Origin of the sequence: Burkholderia sp. JP2-270, assembly GCF_003233675.1 — a bacterium.
In the GTDB taxonomy this organism is placed as follows: domain Bacteria; phylum Pseudomonadota; class Gammaproteobacteria; order Burkholderiales; family Burkholderiaceae; genus Burkholderia; species Burkholderia pyrrocinia_C.
On the sequence record NZ_CP029825.1, the window covers coordinates 563,130 to 580,680 of the forward strand.

Here is a 17,551-nt window from a genome sequence, read left to right on the forward strand (position 1 = left end):
CACGCGGCGCATGGACATTCCCCGGCAATCGACGCGCTCGGCGGAGCGCCCCGTCCGCGCGTGGCTGACGCCCCGGCGCGTCGTCGCGTACAGCGCGTTCGTGCTCGTGTTCCACGTGCTGTTCCTGGCGATCTGGACATACGTGATCCGCTACACGCCCGGCACCGCCATCGCGAGCCCGGGTGCGGACTACTCGGTGTTCTGGTCGGCGTCGTACGTGATGCTGCACGGCGCGCCATGGCAGGCGTACGATTTCCCGACCTTCTCGCGGCTGGCGGCCGCGTTGTTCCCGTATTTCCGCAGCGAAGGCCTCGTCGCCTGGCTGTACCCGCCCACCTACCTGCTGCTCGTGACGCCGTTCGCGCTGCTGCCCTTTGCGATCGGCTATCCGCTGTTCGTCGCGCTCGGCATCGTCGTGTTCGGATTCGCCGCGTGGCGTGTGTCGGGCCTCGGCGCGATGCCCGGCGTGCGGCGCGTCGGCGCGTTCGCGCTGGTCGGCGCCCCATGCGTGTTCGTCACCGCGATGCTCGGGCAGAACGCGTTCCTGACCGCTTCGTGCGCGGCGCTGGCCGTCTACTGGGCCGACCGGCGACCGATGTGGGCCGGCCTCTGCATCGGCCTGCTGTCGGTCAAGCCGCAGATGGCGCTGCTGTTCCCGTTCGTGCTGGTCGCCGCGCGCGCGTGGCGCACGATCGCGTGGGCCGCGCTCGCGACCGCCGCGTTAGGCGCGTTGAGCGTGCTGGTGTGCGGCGTCGAGTCGCTGCGCCTGTTCGTTGCCAGCGCGGGGCTCGCGCGGTCGCTCATTCTCGAGCATGGCGTGATGTTCTGGTTCGCGTCGCCGACGCCGTTCGCGGCGTTTCGCCTCGCCGGCCTGCCGCTCGGTGCCGCGTATGCCGCGCACGCGTGCGTCGCGGCGATCGCGATCGCGGCTGCATGCGTCGTGTGGGCGCGCTCGCGCGACACCCGCGTGCGCGCGGCGGTGCTGGCGGCCGCAACGCTCGCGGCGAACCCGTACGTTTGGCATTACGAGCTCGCGTGGCTCGGCCTCGCGATCGCCTGCATGCTGGCGACCGGCTGGCGCGACGGCTGGCTGCGCGGCGAGCAGGCCACGATCGCGCTGATGTGGGCGCTGCCGCTCTACGAATACCTGAACCCGTGGCAGCAGCTGCCGCAGATCGGCCCGGCCGTGACGCTCGCCGCCGTCCTCGCGCTGCTGCGCCGCGTGCGGTCCGGCGCTTACAGCGCGAGTCGCGGCGGCACGTACACGCCGTAGTACGGCCCGACGCCGGTCGCGACGCCGGTCATCTTCACGCCGGCGACGAAGTGGCCCTGGATGTACTTGTACGAGCCCCCGAGCGACACGTCGATGCGGAACGCCGCGAACGCGACGATCGGCACGTAGGTGCTGGTCGACGTCTGCGTGACGACCGGCAGCACCACCGTCGTGCCGACCGGCACCGACGTATAGAGCGTCGCCTTCACGCCGGTCGCGAGGTAAATGCTGTCGCCGATATTGAGCGTCGTCGGGTTGCCGGTCACCATCAGCCCGCCCATCGTCGTCGTGTCGGTCGCCGTCGACTGGAACGACGTCCACTGCCCGCCCATGCACAGGGTGCCGTAGGTCTGGCCGTTCGTGATCGAGAACTCGTACGGCTGGCCCGTCAGCGGATTGATCAGCGGCTGGTTGGTCGCCGCGTTCCAGTACTGGTTGTACACGCACTGGTCGATCGCGATCGGAAACAGCCCGCCGGCCGCCACCCCGCCCGGCGCGGCCAGCACCGCCACCGCGGTCGCGCTGCCGGACGCGCCGGGAATCCCCAGCAGCCCGCCGAGCAGCAGCGGAATCGAGCCGCCGTTCACGCCCGGCGCGCGCGTCACGGTGACCTGCACGGCCGGCACGTCGTACGAGCCGGGTGTAATCGTCGTCGCCTGCATGGATGCGGGGCTGCGCGTCACGTTCCAGTAGCCGGTGGTCACCGTGCCGGTCGACAGCGCGGCGCCGGCCGCCGAGTTCTGCGCGATCACGCCGTTTGCCGCCGGCGCGGCCTGCGACCAGTTCAGCGCGCCGCCGCTCGGCGACATCATCGCGTCGGCCCCCGCGAGCGCGGCCGCGTCGGCGGCGTTCTGCAACTGGTTGCGCACCGTGGCCACCCACGCGACGTCGATCGCCAGCGCGCCGAACGACAGCAGCGGAATCAGGAACAGCAGGAAGAACAGCGCGACCGAGCCGCGCTGCCGCGCGGGGCCGGGAGCGCGCGTGTCGCTCGCGTCATTCATAAAGCATCACCGAAGTGGCCGAGACCGTCACCGGGCCGGTCAGCGCGCTGAACGCGGAACCCAGCACCATCCCCGAATACGTGTAGGTCACCGTCACCGTCAGCGCGGTGCCCGACGTCGTGCCGTTCGCCTGGGTCACGGTCACGGCCGGCGCCGTCGGTGTGCCGCCGGTGATCAGGCTGTTCTGCATGTAGGTCTGCGCGACGTTGGCGATCTGCGTCGTGGTCAGCATCGGCACGCGCAGCATGACGCCGGCGCGCGCGGCCTCGCGGCTCGCGTTCGTGATGACGGCCTTGTCGCACAGGATCAGGCTCGTGTCGATGATGCCGATCAGCACCATCAGCAGGAACGGCAGCATCAGCACGAACTCGAGGGACACGACACCGCGCGCGCGGCGGGCGCCCGTCGCCCCGCGTGTCATTTTGCGGCCCCCGCTCCCGGCTGCGCGACGCCCGACTCCAGCGCCGCCCCCGACAGCGGCGGCGCGCCGCCGGCAGCCCCGCGCGACGCGAGCCGCGCGCGCACCGCCTGGTAGAAGCGCAGGTTGTCGGCCACCGCCGATGCGGGCAGGTCCGCGGACAACAGCTTCTTCGCCGAATCGGTGTTGCCGAGCACGCCATACGCGAACGCGAGGTTCTGGCGCGCCTGCCACGGCGCATCGGGCAGCCCCGCGACGTCGAGCAGCACGTTCACGCCCTCGCGCGGCCGGTTGCTCAGCACGAGCGACAGCCCGAGGTCGATGCGCAGCCCCTGCGCGTCCGGGTGCGCGCGCAGCGCGTCGCGATACACGGCCTGCGCATCCGCATGACGCCCCTGCAGGTCGAGCACGGTGCCGAGCCCTTCCGCCGCGAGCGGATGATTCGGCTGCGCGGCCAGCAGGTCGCGATAGCGCTGCGCGGCTTCGTCGAGCCGGCGCTGCCGCAACGCGACGCGCGCGAGCCCGAGCCGCGGGCCGAGTTCCGCGGGCGACTGCCGCTGCGCTTCGTCGTAGAGGATGCGTGCGCGCTCCAGGTCGCCGGCACGATAGTTGACGTCGCCGAGCCCCAGCCGCGCCGCGAGCGAATCGGGATGCTTCGCGAGCACCTTCTCGTACAGCGTCGACGCGAGATCGACGTTGCCGCCCGCGAGCGCGCTGTCCGCGATGCGCAGTTCGGCCTGCGGGTCGTCGCTCTTGTGCGACAGCACCGGCCGCGTCTGGACGCCCGGCGCGCCGCAGCCGCCGGCCAGCACCGGCAGCACGGCCGCGAGCGCGAACATGCGTACGACGGATCGTGTCATTTGAATACCTCGAGCAGGCGGATCGCCGCCGGGCCCGCCGCGATCAGGCCGACCGTCGGCAGGATGAACAGCATCATCGGCAGCGTGATCTTCGGCGCGAGCTTCGCGGCCTTTTCCTCGAGCGCGACGATCTGCTCGGTGCGCTCGCTGCGCGACAGGGTTCGCAGTGCCTGGGTGATCGGCGTGCCGAACCGCTGCGACTGCGTGAGCGTCGTCGCGAGCGAGCGCGCCGACGCGAAATCGACACGCGTCGCAAAATGCGTGAGCGTCGCGGATACGTTGCCGCTCAGCGTGAGTTCGTCCGCGCACACCGTCAGCTCGTCGGCGAGCGGCGGGCAGATGCGCGCCAGTTCGTGCGCGACGCGCCGGATGCCCGAAGCGAGACTGTTGCCGGCCATCGTGCAGATCACGAGCAGGTCGAGCGCGTCCGGAAAACACGCGGCGATGATCCGCCGCCGCCGCCGGATCATCGCGCCGAGCACGTACTCGGGCACGATCACGCCGATCACGAACGCGGCGACCATCGCCAGCGCGCGGATCACGAAGTATTCGCCGAGTCGTGGAATGTACGGGCTGAACACGATCGCCACGCTCGCGAACAGCACGCCGCAGCTCAGCTTGATGCCGATCATCGACGACACCGCGCGGCGGTCGCGAAATCCCGCGCGCGCCAATTGCAGGCCGAGCTTCACGCGCTGCATCGGGTCGAGCACCGGCAGCCGCTCGCCGAGCTGCGCGAGCCGGCGCGTCAGGCCCTGGCGAACCTCGCCCGGCTGCAGCCGCCCCGCCGACAGCGACGGCGCGCGCTGCCCGGCCGCCTGCTGCACGCGCATGGCGATGCGCCGGCGCGTGCCGCCGCCGGGCGTGACGAGCGCCACGCCGACGCAAGCGAGCAACAGCAGCAGTTCGAGGCCGCGGGCGGCCAGCATCGACATCGTCATCGCGCGGTATCCAGTCTCGAGATCTTGCGAATCGACAGCAACCCGACCGTCAGCAGCCCGGCGGCGATCGTCAGCATCGTGTTGCCGGCGTGCGTCGTGAACAGCAGCATCACATAGGGGCGGTTCACGAGGAACAGCGCGCCGATCATCACGAACGGCACCGCCGAAATGATCTTCGTCGTGATCCGCCCTTCGGCGGTCAGCGCGCGGGTCTTCAGGCGGATGTCGCGGCGCGTGCGGATGATGCTCGACAATTCGTCGAGCGTCTCGCCGAGGCTGCCGCCGGTTTCGCGCTGCAGCAGCAGGTAAACGGTGAAGAACGAGAAGTCCGCGATCATCAGCCGGTCCGCCGCCTGCGTGAGCACGTCCTTGAGATCCGCGCCGACCCGCAGGCTGTCGCCCATCGTGCGGAACGTCGAGCGCACCGGCTCGGCCGCGCCGTCGCCGACCGTGCTGATCGCCTGCGTGACCGGAATGCCCGCGCGCACGGCCCGCACGATCAGGTCGATCGCGTCCGGGAACGCTTCGAGGAAACGAATCCGGAAACGCTCGACCAGCGAGCGGTAGCTGGCGCGCATCGCGAGCAGCGGCAACCCGACGCAGATCAGCGGACGCAGGAAGTCCGGCGGCCCGATCAGCTTCACCGCGACGATCGCCGCGATCGCGCCGGCGATCGTGCTGGCCACGACGATCCGCACGCCGCCTTCGCCGCCCACCGCGCGCACGCGCGTCACGTAGCGCTGCAGCCACGTGCGCACGCGGCTTTGCCGGCGTTCGAGACTGAACAACGCGACGCCGGAGCCGGCAGACGCGCCCGCATCGCGGCCCGCGAGCAACGGCGACAGGCGCCGCATCCGCTCGCGAATGCGCTGCGCCGGCGTGCGGCGCGCGCGATCGAGCAGCGACGACAGCGCGAGCCCGATCGCGAGGATCACGACGAACGCGCCCGCCGCGAACAGGTCGGCGGCCCTCATTGGCGGAACACCTCGGCGAGCGCGTCCTCGACGCCGTAATACGCGGCGCGCGCCGCGAACGCCGGCCGCAGCGACGACGCGTCGAACACGCCCTTGACCGCGTCGCGCGTCGTTTCGCCTTCCTGGCGGAACGCGAACAGGTCCTGCGTAATGACCACCTCGCCCTCCATCCCGACGATCTCGGTAATCCGCGTGACGCGCCGCACGCCGTCACGCATCCGCTCGATCTGCACGAACAGGTGCACGGCGCTTGCGATCTGGCGCCTGATCGACAGCAGCTGCAGGTTCGCGTTCGCCATCATGACCATGCTCTCGAGCCGGCTGATCGCGTCGCGCGGCGAGTTCGCGTGGATCGTCGTCATCGAGCCGTCGTGGCCGGTGTTCATCGCCTGCAGCACGTCGAACGCCTCCGGGCCGCGAATCTCGCCGAGGATGATGCGATCGGGCCGCATCCGCAGCGCGTTGCGCACGAGGTCGTGCTGCGAGATTCCGCCGAGCCCCTCGGTATTCTCCGGCCGCGTCTCGAGGCTGACGACGTGCGGCTGCTGCAGTTGCAGCTCGGCCGCGTCCTCGATCGTCACGATCCGTTCGTGCTGCTCGATATGCTGGGACAGCGCGTTGAGCAGCGTCGTCTTGCCCGAACCCGTGCCGCCCGAGATCACGATGTTCAGCCGGCACGAACACGCCACCTTCAGCACCTGCAGCATCGGATGCGAGATGTTGCCCTGATGCGCCATCCGCGCGAGCGTGATGTCGCGCTTCGCGAACTTGCGGATCGAGATCGACGGGCCGCGCATCGCGATCGGCGGCAGCACGACGTTCACGCGGCTGCCGTCGGCGAGGCGCGCGTCGACCATCGGACTGCTCTCGTCGACGCGCCGGCCCACCGCCGCCGCGATCCGCTGCGCGACGCTCGTCACGTGCGCATCGTCGCGAAATTTCAGCGACGTGAGCTCGAGCCGGCCCGCGCGCTCGACGTAGACCTGGTCGGGCCCGTTGACGAGGATATCGGTGACCGTCTCGTCGGCGAGCAGCGGCTCGATCGGCCCGACGCCGAACATGTCGTTCAGGATCGCATCGACGATCAGCACCTGCTCGCCGGCCGTGATCCTCAGGCGCTCGCGCTCGACCGTGTGCGCCGCCACCTGCTCGATGCCCGCGCGCACTTCGTCGCGCGTCTTCATCAGCGCCGCCGACATGTTCATCGACGCAAACACCGCGGTGCGGATCGCGTCGAACTTGCCGGAGCGGATCAGCGCCTCGTGGGTGTCGGCGGCCGCGGGCGCGCGGGCCGGCGGCGGCGTGGGCGTGGGCGCGGCCGCCGGCGCCGGCGCGCGCGGCGCCGCGGGCGTGGCGGCCGGCGCAGGGTCCGGCGAAGGACGGTTGCGGTTACCGAACGTCACGATCCTTTCCTCCACTTGACGAAGCGCGCATACCACGGTTCGACGATGGCCATCGGTTCGCCGGTGATGCCGTTCGCGAGCTGCCGGATCCCGTCCAGGAAGCCATGGCGCTTCGCGCCTTCGATCGGCTCGCCGAGGTTCTCGGCAACCGCGAGCGTCTGCGGCTCGTGCGGCAGCTCGCGCAGCGTCGCGCCGCCGAATGCCTCCGCGAAATCGGCCGGCTCGACGCGGCCCGCGACCGGCGCGAGCGGGTTGTTCAGCACCATCGACAGCAGCCGCTCGCCCGGCAGCTCGTGCACGAAGCGCGCGAGCCGCGCCGATTCGTACGCGGCGTGCACCGAGCGGTCGGCGACGACGTAGACGAGATCGGACGCGTCGAGCGCATCCTCGAACAGCTTGCCGGCGCCGCTGCCGACGTCGAACAGCACGTAGTGGAAGCGGTCCTTCAGCATGTCGACCAGGCGTGCGACCACCCCGTCGCTCAGCGGCACGTCGGCGCCGTATGCGAGCTCGGCCGACAGCACGTGCAGGCGGTCGCCCTTCGTGACGAACATGCGGTCGAACAGTGCGTCGTCGGGGCGCTGCTCCATGTTCAGCAACTCGACCAGCCCGTTGTTGCTGGACAGCCCGAGCATCGAGTTCGCGCCGCCGCCGTGCAGGTTCAGGTCGATATACGCGACGCGGCGGCGCTTCTCGCCCGCCAGGCAGCGCGCGAGGCTCACCGCGATGGTCGTCGTGCCGACGCCGCCGCGTGCGCCGACGAAGCTGACGATCTTGCCGGTGCGCACCTGCACGACCGATTCCGTCGCCGTCAGCGCGCGCCGCATCAGCTCGACGGTCAGCGGCTTGACGATGTAGTCCTGCACGCCGATGCCGAGCAGGTTGCGAAACAGCCCGACGTCGTTCTGCGTGCCGATCGCGACGACCCGCACCGACGGATCGCACACGTCGGCGAGCCGCATCAGGTCCGACACCGGCAGCACCGAATCCGACACGTCGATGACCAGCTGGCGCGGCGAACGCTCGTGCTGCTGCAGCAGCCGGATCGCGTCGTCGCAGGTGCCCGTCTGCAGGTGCACGCGCGTGATCGACAAATCGTGCGCGACGCGCCGGATCACGTCCTCGCTGCCCGGATCGGACACGACCGCGACGAGATCCGTCGCGCCGGCGGACGCGGCGCGCTTGGCGTTCTGGCGATCGAGGACATTCATGGGCGGCATCGCGATGGCATCCGGAATCTCGGTTCAATGGCCGGCCGAGCCGGTCGTCGTCTGCGTCCTGCCGGGCGTCGGCTGCTTCACGCGATCCTCGACGTAGCGGCGCACCGCGCCGGCCGCGACTTCCGCATCGGCGCCGCCGTACGGCACCGGCGCGACGAGATCCTGCGGTCGCGCGAGCATGGCCGCGAGGTTCGTGTAGGTCGCGCAGCCGAACGGCACGCCCGGCCGCCCGAAGCCCGCGTCGACGAGATGCGACGGCTGCATCAGCTTCGCGCAGTCGGGCCGCACCGCCTGCACGCCGTCGAAGCCGATCGACCGCGCGTCGGGCAGGTTCAGCGGCGGCGGCGCCGACATGCAGCCCGCCAGCGCCAGCGGCAGCAGTGCGGAGACGGTGGTTCGAGCTCGCATGGGCACTCCTCCGGTTCAGTACACGAAGCCCGCGGCGCCGACGAGGCGCGGCGTGTCGCCCGACAGCAGGTCGAGCCCGAGGTTGCGCTGCACCGCGAATTCCAGATCGCTGCTCGGCCGCGCGACGGTGTCGATCGCCTGCTCGAGCTGGCCGGGCCCGGTCGGCTGCACGATGTACGGCGTGACGATCACGACCACCTCGGTCTTGTTGTCCTGGAAATTCTTCGACGAAAACAGCCGGCCGATGATTGGCAGCCGGCCGAGCCCCGGGATCTGCGACACGGTGTCGGCCGTCTGGCTCTGCAGCAGCCCGCCGATCGCGAAGCTCTGCCCGCTCGACAGCTCGACCGTCGTCTCGACGCGTCGCACGGTGAGCGCCGGCACCCTGATGCTGCCCGTCGTCACGCTGTTGCTCGCGTCGACCTCGCTCACTTCCGGCCGCACTTTCAGGCTGATGCGGTTTTCGGAGAGCACGGTCGGCGTGAAGTCGAGCGACACGCCGAACGGCTTGTACTCGACCGTGATCACCCCCGTGTTGCCGCTCTGCGCAACGGGGATCGGAATCTCGCCGCCCGCGAGGAAGCTCGCCGTCTCGCCCGACATCGCGGTCAGATTCGGCTCCGCGAGCATCGTGATCAGCCCTTCCTGATCGAGCGCATCGAGCACGACGTCGATCGACCAGCGCCCCGCGCGAAAGCCGCCGAGCACCGAGAATGCGCCGGTCGGAGACAAGTTGAACAGGCCGTTCGTCGGGTCGAACAGCGTGCGCCCGTTGAACAGCCCGCCGACGAAGTTGCCGGCGGCGCCGAGCGAGCTCCAGTTGATGCCGAGCTGCTGCGTGACGTTGCGGCTCACCTCGGTCACCCGCACGCGCAGGTTCACCTGGATCGGGCGCGACAGCGTCATCCGGTTGACGATCTTTTCCTTGTCGTGCAGGTACGGCGTGAGCGACTGCATCACGGCGTCCGCGTCGGCCGCGCCCGGCACCTTGCCCGACACCATCAGCGAGCCCGGCGCGCCGGACACCGACAGCTTCAGCTGCGGAAAGCGGCTGTCGAGCACCGCCTGCAGCGACGCCGTGTCGACCTGCACGATCACCGTCCTGCGCAGGATCGGCCGATGGTTCGCGCCGAGCGCGATCAGCGTGGTCGTGCCGGCCTTCTTGCCGAACACGAACACGGTGCGCGGCGACGGCACCTGGATGTCGGCGATGGTCGGATCGGCAACGAACATCGCGACCGCTGGCTCGGGCAGCGACAGCATCTCGCCCTTGCCGGTCGCGATCGACAGCGCCGCACCGGCGTCCGGCGTGCGCACGCCCTGCGCGAACGCAACGCCGGGCGCGACGAGGCCGGCCAGGCACCAGAGAGCGATCCAACGAACCATGCGCACCATGCGTGTTCCCGTCATCCCGTCAAATGCCGGCCGCCGCGCGGCCGGCCCGCTCCGTCGATCCGTCATTGCGGCACCGCCGCCCGCGGCGGCTGCGCCGTCCCGTCCGCCGCCGCGACATTGCCGCCGCCCGGCAGCGCCGGCATTCCCGGCATCCCAGGCAGGCCGGACGGCAGCGGCGGCAGGCCCGGCGTGCCGGTGCCGCCGCCGCGCGACCCGTCGTCGATCGACGAACCGCGATAGATCACGACCGTGTTGCCCTGTCCCGTCGGCCGTGCGCCGCCGGCCGCCGGCCCGGCGGTCTGCGCGCGCGCGGCCTCGCGGGCCGCACGCGATACGTCGCCCGCCCACACCGGCTGCGTATCCGGCTCCTGCTCGTCGCCGCCCGCCGGTTGCCGCCGGTCGCTGGTCGCGAAGCTGCGCAGCGCGAGCGACAGCGAGCCGAGGCGCGTCGCGACCAGCACGACCTGCGCGGTGCGCGGCGCAACCTCGAGCGTGACCGTGCGCGCGCGCGCCGTCGCGTCCGGCGCGCTCGCGGGCGTCTTCGCGCGCTGGAATTCCGAGCCGACCGCAAGCACGCGCGCGCGCCGCACGACCGTCTCCGCTTCGAAGGTGCCGGGCGACGTCGCCGAGCCGCCGATCTGCTGCGTGAGCACCACGTCGACGAAGTCGCCCGGCTGGATCAGCCCCGCGTTGCCCGACACGTCGTCGACCGGTACCGAGATCGCACGCATGCCGGGCTGCAGCGCGGCCGCGAGAAAATCCGGCGCGTCGGCCGGAATCACGTTGTCCGTGCGAATCGGCGTGCCGGCCCCGACGCGGTTGCGCAGCAGCGCGCCCTTCAGGTCGGCGCCCGGCTGCGACTCGACGAATGTGCCCGGCGGCACCTGCGCACGCGGCATGCGCTTCCATGCGAGATCGTTGTCGCGCAGCAGCAGCCCTTCCGGCAGATCGGCGGCCGCGACGCGCACGCGCGCCTGATCCGGTTCGCCGGGTGCCGACGGTGTCGACGCGGCAACGTACAGTTCGCGCAGGATGAATGCGCCGATGCCGGCAGCGATGATCAACACGGCCATTCTCAGAGGTTTGGGCATGGCGGCGTGCGTCCCCCGGCTAGGTAAGCGAAACCGCGTGCGGAAACGGCGCCCAGACGGCCAGCGCACCGCCGAGCGCGAGCGCGAGCCCGTACGGCACGCCGCGCGCGGCGATCGCGCGGGAGGGCGCGGCGCGCCGCTGCCACGCGACGGCCGCGAGCGCGGCGAGGCCGCATAACGCGCCACCCGCGCCGACGATCGTCAACACGGGGAACGCCAGCGTCGGGCCCGCCCACAGAAATACCGCCGCCGCCAGCTTGACGTCGCCGCCGCCGATCCAGCCAGCGTGGCGCAGGCCGCCGAACAGCAGCAGCATCGCCGCGGCGGTCGCAAGGTGGCCGGCCAGCGACGCGGGCCCTTCGCGTGCGAGCGCCGCTGCGACGAAATACAGCATCGCGAACGCCAGCACCGCGCGATTGGACAAGTGCCGGTCGCGCAGGTCCTGCGCCGCGAGCGACGCCAGCACGACCGTGGCCACCGACTGCACGAGAGTGAGCATGGGAGAGCCGTCCATCGGCGCACCCCCGGCTGGATACGTTCTACCGCTGCGGATCCGTGTATTCGTCGGCGGCGCGCGGGTTCAGGGGATCAGATCAGGCTCGTCACCTTCGTGATCAGCGCCGTGAACACGCTCGGCAAGCCGCCGGAAGTGCTGCTGAGGATCACGCCGACCGCCGCCAGCGCGACCACGACGATGCCGGCCAGCACCGCATATTCGAGCGAGCTGACGCCACGTTCATCACGCAGCAGGGACTTGACGTATTGCAGCATGGCAACCTCCGTGTGACGGGGTCGATGATCGACCGTTGAACGTAAAGACGCTGCATGGGTCCGGCGGCTGCATATGGCGTTCGCCCATTTGCGACTCATGCGGACGGCCCACGCATGAGGCCGTTCGCATTCCCCGAAGTCCACTCGATCGCTGCGACGCGCGGCATGCAACGACGGCATCGATCGTTTCATTCGCGCACCTGCCGTGCAGCCGCGCCGATACGAGCCGACCACACCGATTCGTCTAGGGTATAGACAATTTTTGAGACGATTTCAAATAATTTGGCGTCGGAATGCATTTATGGATAGCACCCTGCAACGATGAAGTTCATAGAGGTTGTCTGCCGCAATTGTTGCGCACGGCATTCCGCCTGGTGCAGACGCCCAAGTAAGAATGTCAACTGTCGCGATGCGTTATTTCCCGTCCGGCGGATAATCTATTTTCATTCGATTTTCCGAATGCGGATGGGGCCGTGCGCCCCGTTTCTCGCGGCGGCTCGCATGTGCCGGCCGGTAATCCGTTCACGCTCCGCCCGACTGAACCGGCAATAAATTCGACAGGTCCGGATCGTTTTTCCGGCCGCTCGATGCCGGCTTCACTGCACGTTTCACCGCCCGGATTCGCCGGCCGATCGGCGTGCGAATCCGCGAATCTGCATTTCGCCGTTTCACGCATTTTCCGGTCGGCGCTTGCCTGACTGGCAGTCGACGCCAATCGACATGATCGGAATCCTGAACGATTTCCCGATACATGCGAACCCGCTTTGCGTCCACGGAACACGGCGCGCCCGGCCCGGCAACCCGACCAGCGGCGATAAGCATAGTTCAAATCGTTGCTTGTCCCGCGCCGGCAGCGTCCACCAGAATGGCGCGACGCCTCCCGGCCCGATTTCATCTTCTCGCTACCCGACGCACCATGACCGATCGATTCCCGTTTCCGCTGCGCCTGCTGCGATCGCTGCTGGCGGCCACGCTGATGACGCTGGCGGCCGCCGCGCACGCCGACAATCCCGCCACCATCCGCATCGGCGTCGCCCAGCAAGGCGCCGGCGATCCACCGACCTTCGGCGGCTCGAGCGCCGCCACCGCGCAGTTGCAGCAACTGGTCGAAAAGGAATTCGCGGCCGACGGCATCAAGGTGCAGTGGCTGTTCTTCAAGGGCGCTGGGCCGGCCGTCAACGAGGCGATCGCCAACAAGGCGCTCGACTTCGCGTACCAGGGCGACCTGCCCGCCGTGCTCGCACGCTCGAACGGGATCAAGACGCACCTGCTGCTTGCCGCGAGTGTGCGCTCGGGCGTGAAGATCGCGGTGCCGCCCGACTCCGGCATCCGTTCGATCACGGACCTGAAAGACCGCCGCGTATCGATCTTCCGCGGCACGAACCTGCAGCTCGTCGCCGACAACGCGCTCGCGAAGAATGGCCTCGGCGAACGCGACCTGCGCGTGATCAACCTCGACGCCGCGAGCTCGCTCGCCGCGCTCGCGTCGAAAGGCATCGACGCGTCGGTGGGCGACTACCAGCTATACAGGCTGCGCGACGCGGGGCTCGCGAAGATCATCTACGAATCGCAGAACGACGGCCCGCAGTACACGCGCCAGACCCACCTGCTCGTGCTCGACGATTTCGAACGCGCGCATCCGGACATCGTGCAGCGCGTCGTCAACGCGCTGGTCAAGGGCGCGCAATGGTCGTCCGACGAGGCGAACCGCGATGCGCTGTTCAAGCTGTGGGCGAAGAGCGGCGTCCCGTATTCGTCATGGCAGGCCGACTATGCGAACCAGCGCCTGAAGGATCGCCTGTCGCCGCTGATCGATCCGTTCCTCGTCGCGCGCTACAAGGCCGTCGCGCAGGATGCGCTGAAGCTGAAGCTGATCCGCCAGCCGGTCGACATCGACGGCTGGTTCGAGCCGAAGTATCTCGACAACGCGCTGCGCACGCTGAAGCTCGAACACTACTGGCCGCGCTACGACGCGGCCGGCAAGCCCCTTTCCTGACCCGGACCCGCCCCGATGAGCGACACCGCGATCCCGATTCCGTCGTCCGAGCCGCATGCACTCGCCGCGCCGCAGCGCCGCGCGGCGGGCGTGAAGCGGCTGGCGTGGCAGCTCGCGCCGTGGGTACTGCCCGCGCTGCTGTTCGCGCTGTGGAGCGTCGGCAGCGCGCGCGGCTGGATCGCACCGCAGATCCTGCCGCCGCCCGAACGCGTGTACGACGCGCTCGCCGAGCTTGCGACCAGCGGCGATCTCGCGCGCCACACGCTGATCAGCCTGCAGCGCGTGCTGGTCGGCTTCGCGGCCGGCTCGCTGCTCGGTTTCGCGATCGGCGTCGCGCTCGGCCTGTCGCGCACGCTGGAAGCCTATGTGCTGCCGAGCTTCAACGCGCTCGTGCAGATTCCGGTGCTCGGCTGGCTGCCGTTCCTGTTGCTGCTCGTCGGCGTCGGCGAACCGCTCAAGTACCTGCTGATCGCGCATGCGGCGCTCGTCCCCGTCACGATGAGCACGTTGCAGGGGTTTCGCCAGACGCCGCCCGCGCTCGACGAAGTCGCGCGCGGGTTCGGCTACACGCGCCGGCAACGCATCGTCCACGTCGTGCTGCCGGCCGCGATCCCGACACTCGCGACCGGCGTGCGGCTCGCGTTTACGAAGTCGTGGCTCGCGCTCGTCGTCGTCGAGCTGGTCGCGTCTTCCGAAGGGCTCGGCTACCTGATCGAATACGGCCGGCAACTGTTCCAGCTCGATCTCGTGATGGCCGCCGTGGTCGTGGTCGGCGCGGTCGGGCTGCTGATCAACCGGCTGCTCGACGCACTCGAAGCGCGCCTGCGCCGCGGCGTACCGTCCGCGTTCCGCGGCTGAACCGGCCTGCCCGCACAACCGAAGGAGACTACCGATGCCGCACTCCGCCACGTCGACGCTCGCGCCGGATGCCGCGCCGTCGCCCGTCGCGGCCGCCCGCCGCCCGCATGCGCCCGGCTGGCGCGGCTTCGTACTGCCGCTCGCCGCGTTCGCGCTCTGGTGGGCGATCGCTTCCACGCACGTCGTGAAAAGCGGGCTGCTCGTCGGCCCGGCCGACGTGCTGCACACCGCATGGTCGCAGGTCACGAGCGGCGCGCTCGGCCGCGCACTGTCCGCGTCGCTCGCGCGCGAAGCCTGCGGTTTCGCGATCGGCGCGACGGGCGGGCTGCTGCTCGGCATCGCGCTCGGGCTGTCGCGCATCGCCGCGCGCATGGTCGGCCCGAGCTTCGACACGTTCAAGCAGATCTCGCTGTTCGCGTGGATTCCGCTGATTTCCGTGTGGTTCGGCCTCGGCGACGTCGCCAAGGTCGTGTTCCTGTCGCTCGCCGCGCTGCTGCCCGTCGCCGCGCACACGTGCGACGGCATTCACGCGGTGCCGCGTGCGTATGTCGACGTCGCCCGCGCGCTGCGCTATTCGCGGCTCCAGCTCGTCCGCTACGTGATCCTGCCGGCCGCACTGCCGTCGATCTTCACCGGGCTGTACCTCGGCCTCATCTATTCGTGGCTCGCGACGCTCGGCGCCGAATACCTGCTCGTCGCGGGCAGCGGGATCGGCAACACGCTGATCGACGGCAGCGAGCAGTTCCGGATGGATCTCGTGCTGTTCGGGATCGTCGTGGTCGGCGTGACCGGCTGGGCACTGAACGCGGTCGCGCGTGCGATCGAACGCACGGTGCTGGCCCGGCGCGGCGACCTGCCGCGGTGATCTCGCGCTCCTTCCCTGTCGCATCCTTCTTCGCTCCGCCATGACGACCCTCGCCTCCGACTCGCTCGACATCCTCCATGTAAGCAAGCACTACGCACAACGCGGCGCGGCGCTCGCCGTGCTCGACGACGTGTCGCTGCACGTGCGCGCCGGCGAATTCGTCACGATCGTCGGCGCGAGCGGCTGCGGCAAGTCCACGCTGCTGCGGCTGATCGCGGGGCTCGACACCGACTACTCCGGCGAGATCCGCGCCGGCGACGAACGCGTGCGCGACACGTCGCTGCAGCGCGGGATCGTGTTCCAGGATCACCGGCTGTTCCCGTGGCTCACCGTCGAACAGAACATCGGCGCCGCGCTGCGCAACGCGCCGCTCGACGCGGCCGCGAAGCGGCGAGCGGTAGCCGACCACATCGCACTCGTCGGGCTGAACGGCTTCGAGCACGCGTTTCCGAACCAGTTGTCGGGCGGGATGGCGCAGCGCGTCGCGATCGCGCGCGGCCTCGTGAACCGGCCTCGCGTACTGCTGCTCGACGAGCCGTTCGGCGCGCTCGACGCGCAGACGCGCGCGCGAATGCAGAACGAATTACTGCGCATCTGGGAACAGGAGCACATCACGATGATCCTCGTCACGCACGACGTCGACGAAGCCGTCTATCTCGGCGACCGCGTCGTCACGATGGCGCCGCGCCCGGGCCGCATCGAACGCATCGTCGATGTCGCGCTGCCGCGGCCGCGCCGGCGCGATTCACCGGAATTCGCGCGGTTGCGCGACACGGTGCTCGCCGATTTCGACGATAGCGAACCGCCGCGCGACGACGGCGCGGGCGGCAAGCGCATCGACACGCCACATGCGCACCGGATCGGTGAATGGCGGCTCGCGTGGTAGGCGTAAGTCGCGGCAGTATTGCTCAGCATGACGACACATATCGATCATCACAGCACGCACGCTAAGGTTGTGACGATTCATCGGTTCCGGTTCCGCGCGGACCCTGCTTGAATGGAGACTCGACCGACCCGACTCCAGGAGACTCCCGATGTCCGAAGTCCAGCACGCCGCTCACCCGTCTTCGCATGCTTCGCACGCCGCGCCGCACACGGCCGCCGCCCCGCACCAGCTTCGCCAGGTTGCCGGCAGGATCGGCGCCGAGATCGCCGGCGTCCGGCTGTCGGCCACGCTCGACGACGCGACGTTCGATGCGATCCAGGCCGCGCTGCTGCGCCACAAGGTGCTGTTCTTCCGTGGCCAGCACCATCTCGACGATATCGCGCAAGAAGCGTTCGCGCGCCGCTTCGGCGACACGGTCGCGCACCCGACCGTGCCGTCCGTCGACGGCAGCGCGCATCTGCTCGAACTCGATTCCGCGCACGGCGCACGGGCGAATTCGTGGCACACCGACGTGACGTTCGTCGATGCATACCCGAAGATCTCGATCCTGCGCGCGGTCGTGATTCCGCCGTTCGGCGGCGATACGGTATGGGCCAATACGGCCGCCGCGTACACGCATCTTCCCGACCCGCTGCGCGCGCTCGCCGACACGCTGTGGGCGATCCATACGAACGCATACGACTACGCGTCGACGCACGTGCATGCCGACGACACGCAACTGAAGCGCTACCGCGAAGTGTTCACGTCGACCGTCTACGAAACCGAGCATCCGGTCGTGCGTGTGCATCCGGAAACCGGCGAACGCACGCTCGTGCTCGGGCACTTCGTGCAGCGGCTCAAGGGGCTGTCGGCACAGGATTCCGCGCACCTGCTGCAGGTCTTCCACGAGCACGTGACGCGTCTCGAGAACACCGTGCGCTGGAACTGGCAGGTAGGCGACGTCGCGATCTGGGACAACCGCGCGACGCAGCACTACGCGATCAACGACTACGGCGATGCGCGCCGCGTCGTGCGCCGAGCGACCGTTCACGGCGACGTGCCGGTCGGCATCGACGGCCGCCAGAGCGTCGTGCTGAAGGGGCCGGGCTCGACGCTGCAATGACGCCCGAGTACCGCGGCGGCGCCGTTTCGTGCGCGCCGCCGCGCGTTCCGCTCCATTCGCCGCCGGACATACCACCACGAACCTCC

At 69.8% G+C, this 17,551-nt stretch carries 18 protein-coding genes; 6 read left to right on the top strand and 12 right to left on the bottom strand.

Translation table 11 applies throughout. The features are described from left to right. The first annotated feature begins 10 nt into the window (after positions 1 to 10). Positions 11 to 1,273, top strand: coding sequence for a glycosyltransferase family 87 protein (locus DM992_RS20200; protein ID WP_111018354.1), 1,263 nt, complete (start codon positions 11 to 13; stop codon positions 1,271 to 1,273). Here DM992_RS20200 and DM992_RS20205 read toward each other — a convergent pair. From DM992_RS20205 to DM992_RS20260, 12 genes are all read right to left on the bottom strand, one after another. Next, a complete protein-coding gene (locus tag DM992_RS20205) occupies positions 1,237 to 2,277 on the bottom strand; it encodes a TadG family pilus assembly protein (protein ID WP_111018355.1) in 1,041 nt (346 codons plus the stop codon). The two genes, DM992_RS20200 and DM992_RS20205, sit on opposite strands and share 37 nt — an antisense overlap. Beyond that, entirely contained in the window at positions 2,270 to 2,698 is a 429-nt protein-coding gene (locus DM992_RS20210; protein WP_111018356.1) for a TadE/TadG family type IV pilus assembly protein, read from the bottom strand. The genes DM992_RS20205 and DM992_RS20210 overlap by 8 nt, the downstream gene beginning before the upstream one ends. Continuing rightward, positions 2,695 to 3,555 carry a tetratricopeptide repeat protein gene (locus DM992_RS20215; protein ID WP_111018357.1) on the bottom strand — a complete coding sequence of 287 codons (861 nt, stop codon included), beginning with the start codon at positions 3,553 to 3,555 and terminating at the stop codon, positions 2,695 to 2,697. The genes DM992_RS20210 and DM992_RS20215 overlap by 4 nt, the downstream gene beginning before the upstream one ends. Further along, positions 3,552 to 4,496, bottom strand: a complete 945-nt coding sequence (locus tag DM992_RS20220; protein ID WP_111018358.1) for a type II secretion system F family protein — start codon at positions 4,494 to 4,496, stop codon at positions 3,552 to 3,554. The genes DM992_RS20215 and DM992_RS20220 overlap by 4 nt, the downstream gene beginning before the upstream one ends. Beyond that, positions 4,493 to 5,470 carry a type II secretion system F family protein gene (locus DM992_RS20225; RefSeq protein ID WP_111018359.1) on the bottom strand — a complete coding sequence of 326 codons (978 nt, stop codon included), beginning with the start codon at positions 5,468 to 5,470 and terminating at the stop codon, positions 4,493 to 4,495. Before DM992_RS20225 ends, DM992_RS20220 begins: the two co-directional genes overlap by 4 nt. Then, positions 5,467 to 6,873, bottom strand: a complete 1,407-nt coding sequence (locus DM992_RS20230) for a CpaF family protein (protein WP_111018360.1) — start codon at positions 6,871 to 6,873, stop codon at positions 5,467 to 5,469. The genes DM992_RS20225 and DM992_RS20230 overlap by 4 nt, the downstream gene beginning before the upstream one ends. Then, on the bottom strand, positions 6,870 to 8,093 hold the full coding sequence (locus tag DM992_RS20235; protein WP_111018361.1) for an AAA family ATPase: 1,224 nt from the start codon (positions 8,091 to 8,093) through the stop codon (positions 6,870 to 6,872). The genes DM992_RS20230 and DM992_RS20235 overlap by 4 nt, the downstream gene beginning before the upstream one ends. A gap of 24 nt (positions 8,094 to 8,117) precedes the next feature. Continuing rightward, positions 8,118 to 8,501 carry a CpaD family pilus assembly lipoprotein gene (locus DM992_RS20240; protein ID WP_111018362.1) on the bottom strand — a complete coding sequence of 128 codons (384 nt, stop codon included), beginning with the start codon at positions 8,499 to 8,501 and terminating at the stop codon, positions 8,118 to 8,120. A gap of 15 nt (positions 8,502 to 8,516) precedes the next feature. After that, on the bottom strand, positions 8,517 to 9,896 hold the full coding sequence (locus DM992_RS20245) for a type II and III secretion system protein family protein (protein WP_111018363.1): 1,380 nt from the start codon (positions 9,894 to 9,896) through the stop codon (positions 8,517 to 8,519). 62 nt (positions 9,897 to 9,958) lie between these two features. Further along, complete coding sequence (cpaB, locus tag DM992_RS20250; protein ID WP_111018364.1) at positions 9,959 to 10,987, bottom strand: Flp pilus assembly protein CpaB; 1,029 nt, start codon at positions 10,985 to 10,987, stop codon at positions 9,959 to 9,961. A gap of 19 nt (positions 10,988 to 11,006) precedes the next feature. Then, on the bottom strand, positions 11,007 to 11,486 hold the full coding sequence (locus DM992_RS20255) for an A24 family peptidase (RefSeq protein ID WP_111018365.1): 480 nt from the start codon (positions 11,484 to 11,486) through the stop codon (positions 11,007 to 11,009). An 89-nt stretch (positions 11,487 to 11,575) separates the two neighbouring features. Continuing rightward, positions 11,576 to 11,758 (bottom strand): Flp family type IVb pilin, encoded by a 183-nt coding sequence (locus tag DM992_RS20260; RefSeq protein WP_034179896.1) that lies wholly within the window; start codon positions 11,756 to 11,758, stop codon positions 11,576 to 11,578. A 916-nt stretch (positions 11,759 to 12,674) separates the two neighbouring features. Here DM992_RS20260 and DM992_RS20265 point away from each other — a divergent pair. The 5 genes from DM992_RS20265 (at position 12,675) to DM992_RS20285 (ending at position 17,465) form a co-directional block, all read left to right on the top strand. Then, positions 12,675 to 13,754 carry an ABC transporter substrate-binding protein gene (locus DM992_RS20265; protein ID WP_111018366.1) on the top strand — a complete coding sequence of 360 codons (1,080 nt, stop codon included), beginning with the start codon at positions 12,675 to 12,677 and terminating at the stop codon, positions 13,752 to 13,754. Positions 13,755 to 13,769: 15 nt separating this feature from the next. After that, on the top strand, positions 13,770 to 14,612 hold the full coding sequence (locus tag DM992_RS20270; RefSeq protein WP_111018367.1) for an ABC transporter permease: 843 nt from the start codon (positions 13,770 to 13,772) through the stop codon (positions 14,610 to 14,612). A 34-nt stretch (positions 14,613 to 14,646) separates the two neighbouring features. Then, on the top strand, positions 14,647 to 15,477 hold the full coding sequence (locus DM992_RS20275; protein ID WP_111018368.1) for an ABC transporter permease: 831 nt from the start codon (positions 14,647 to 14,649) through the stop codon (positions 15,475 to 15,477). A gap of 40 nt (positions 15,478 to 15,517) precedes the next feature. Next, a complete protein-coding gene (locus DM992_RS20280) occupies positions 15,518 to 16,363 on the top strand; it encodes an ABC transporter ATP-binding protein (RefSeq protein ID WP_111018369.1) in 846 nt (281 codons plus the stop codon). Between the two features lie 148 nt (positions 16,364 to 16,511). Beyond that, positions 16,512 to 17,465 (top strand): TauD/TfdA family dioxygenase, encoded by a 954-nt coding sequence (locus tag DM992_RS20285; RefSeq protein WP_111018370.1) that lies wholly within the window; start codon positions 16,512 to 16,514, stop codon positions 17,463 to 17,465. The last annotated feature ends 86 nt before the right edge of the window (positions 17,466 to 17,551 follow it).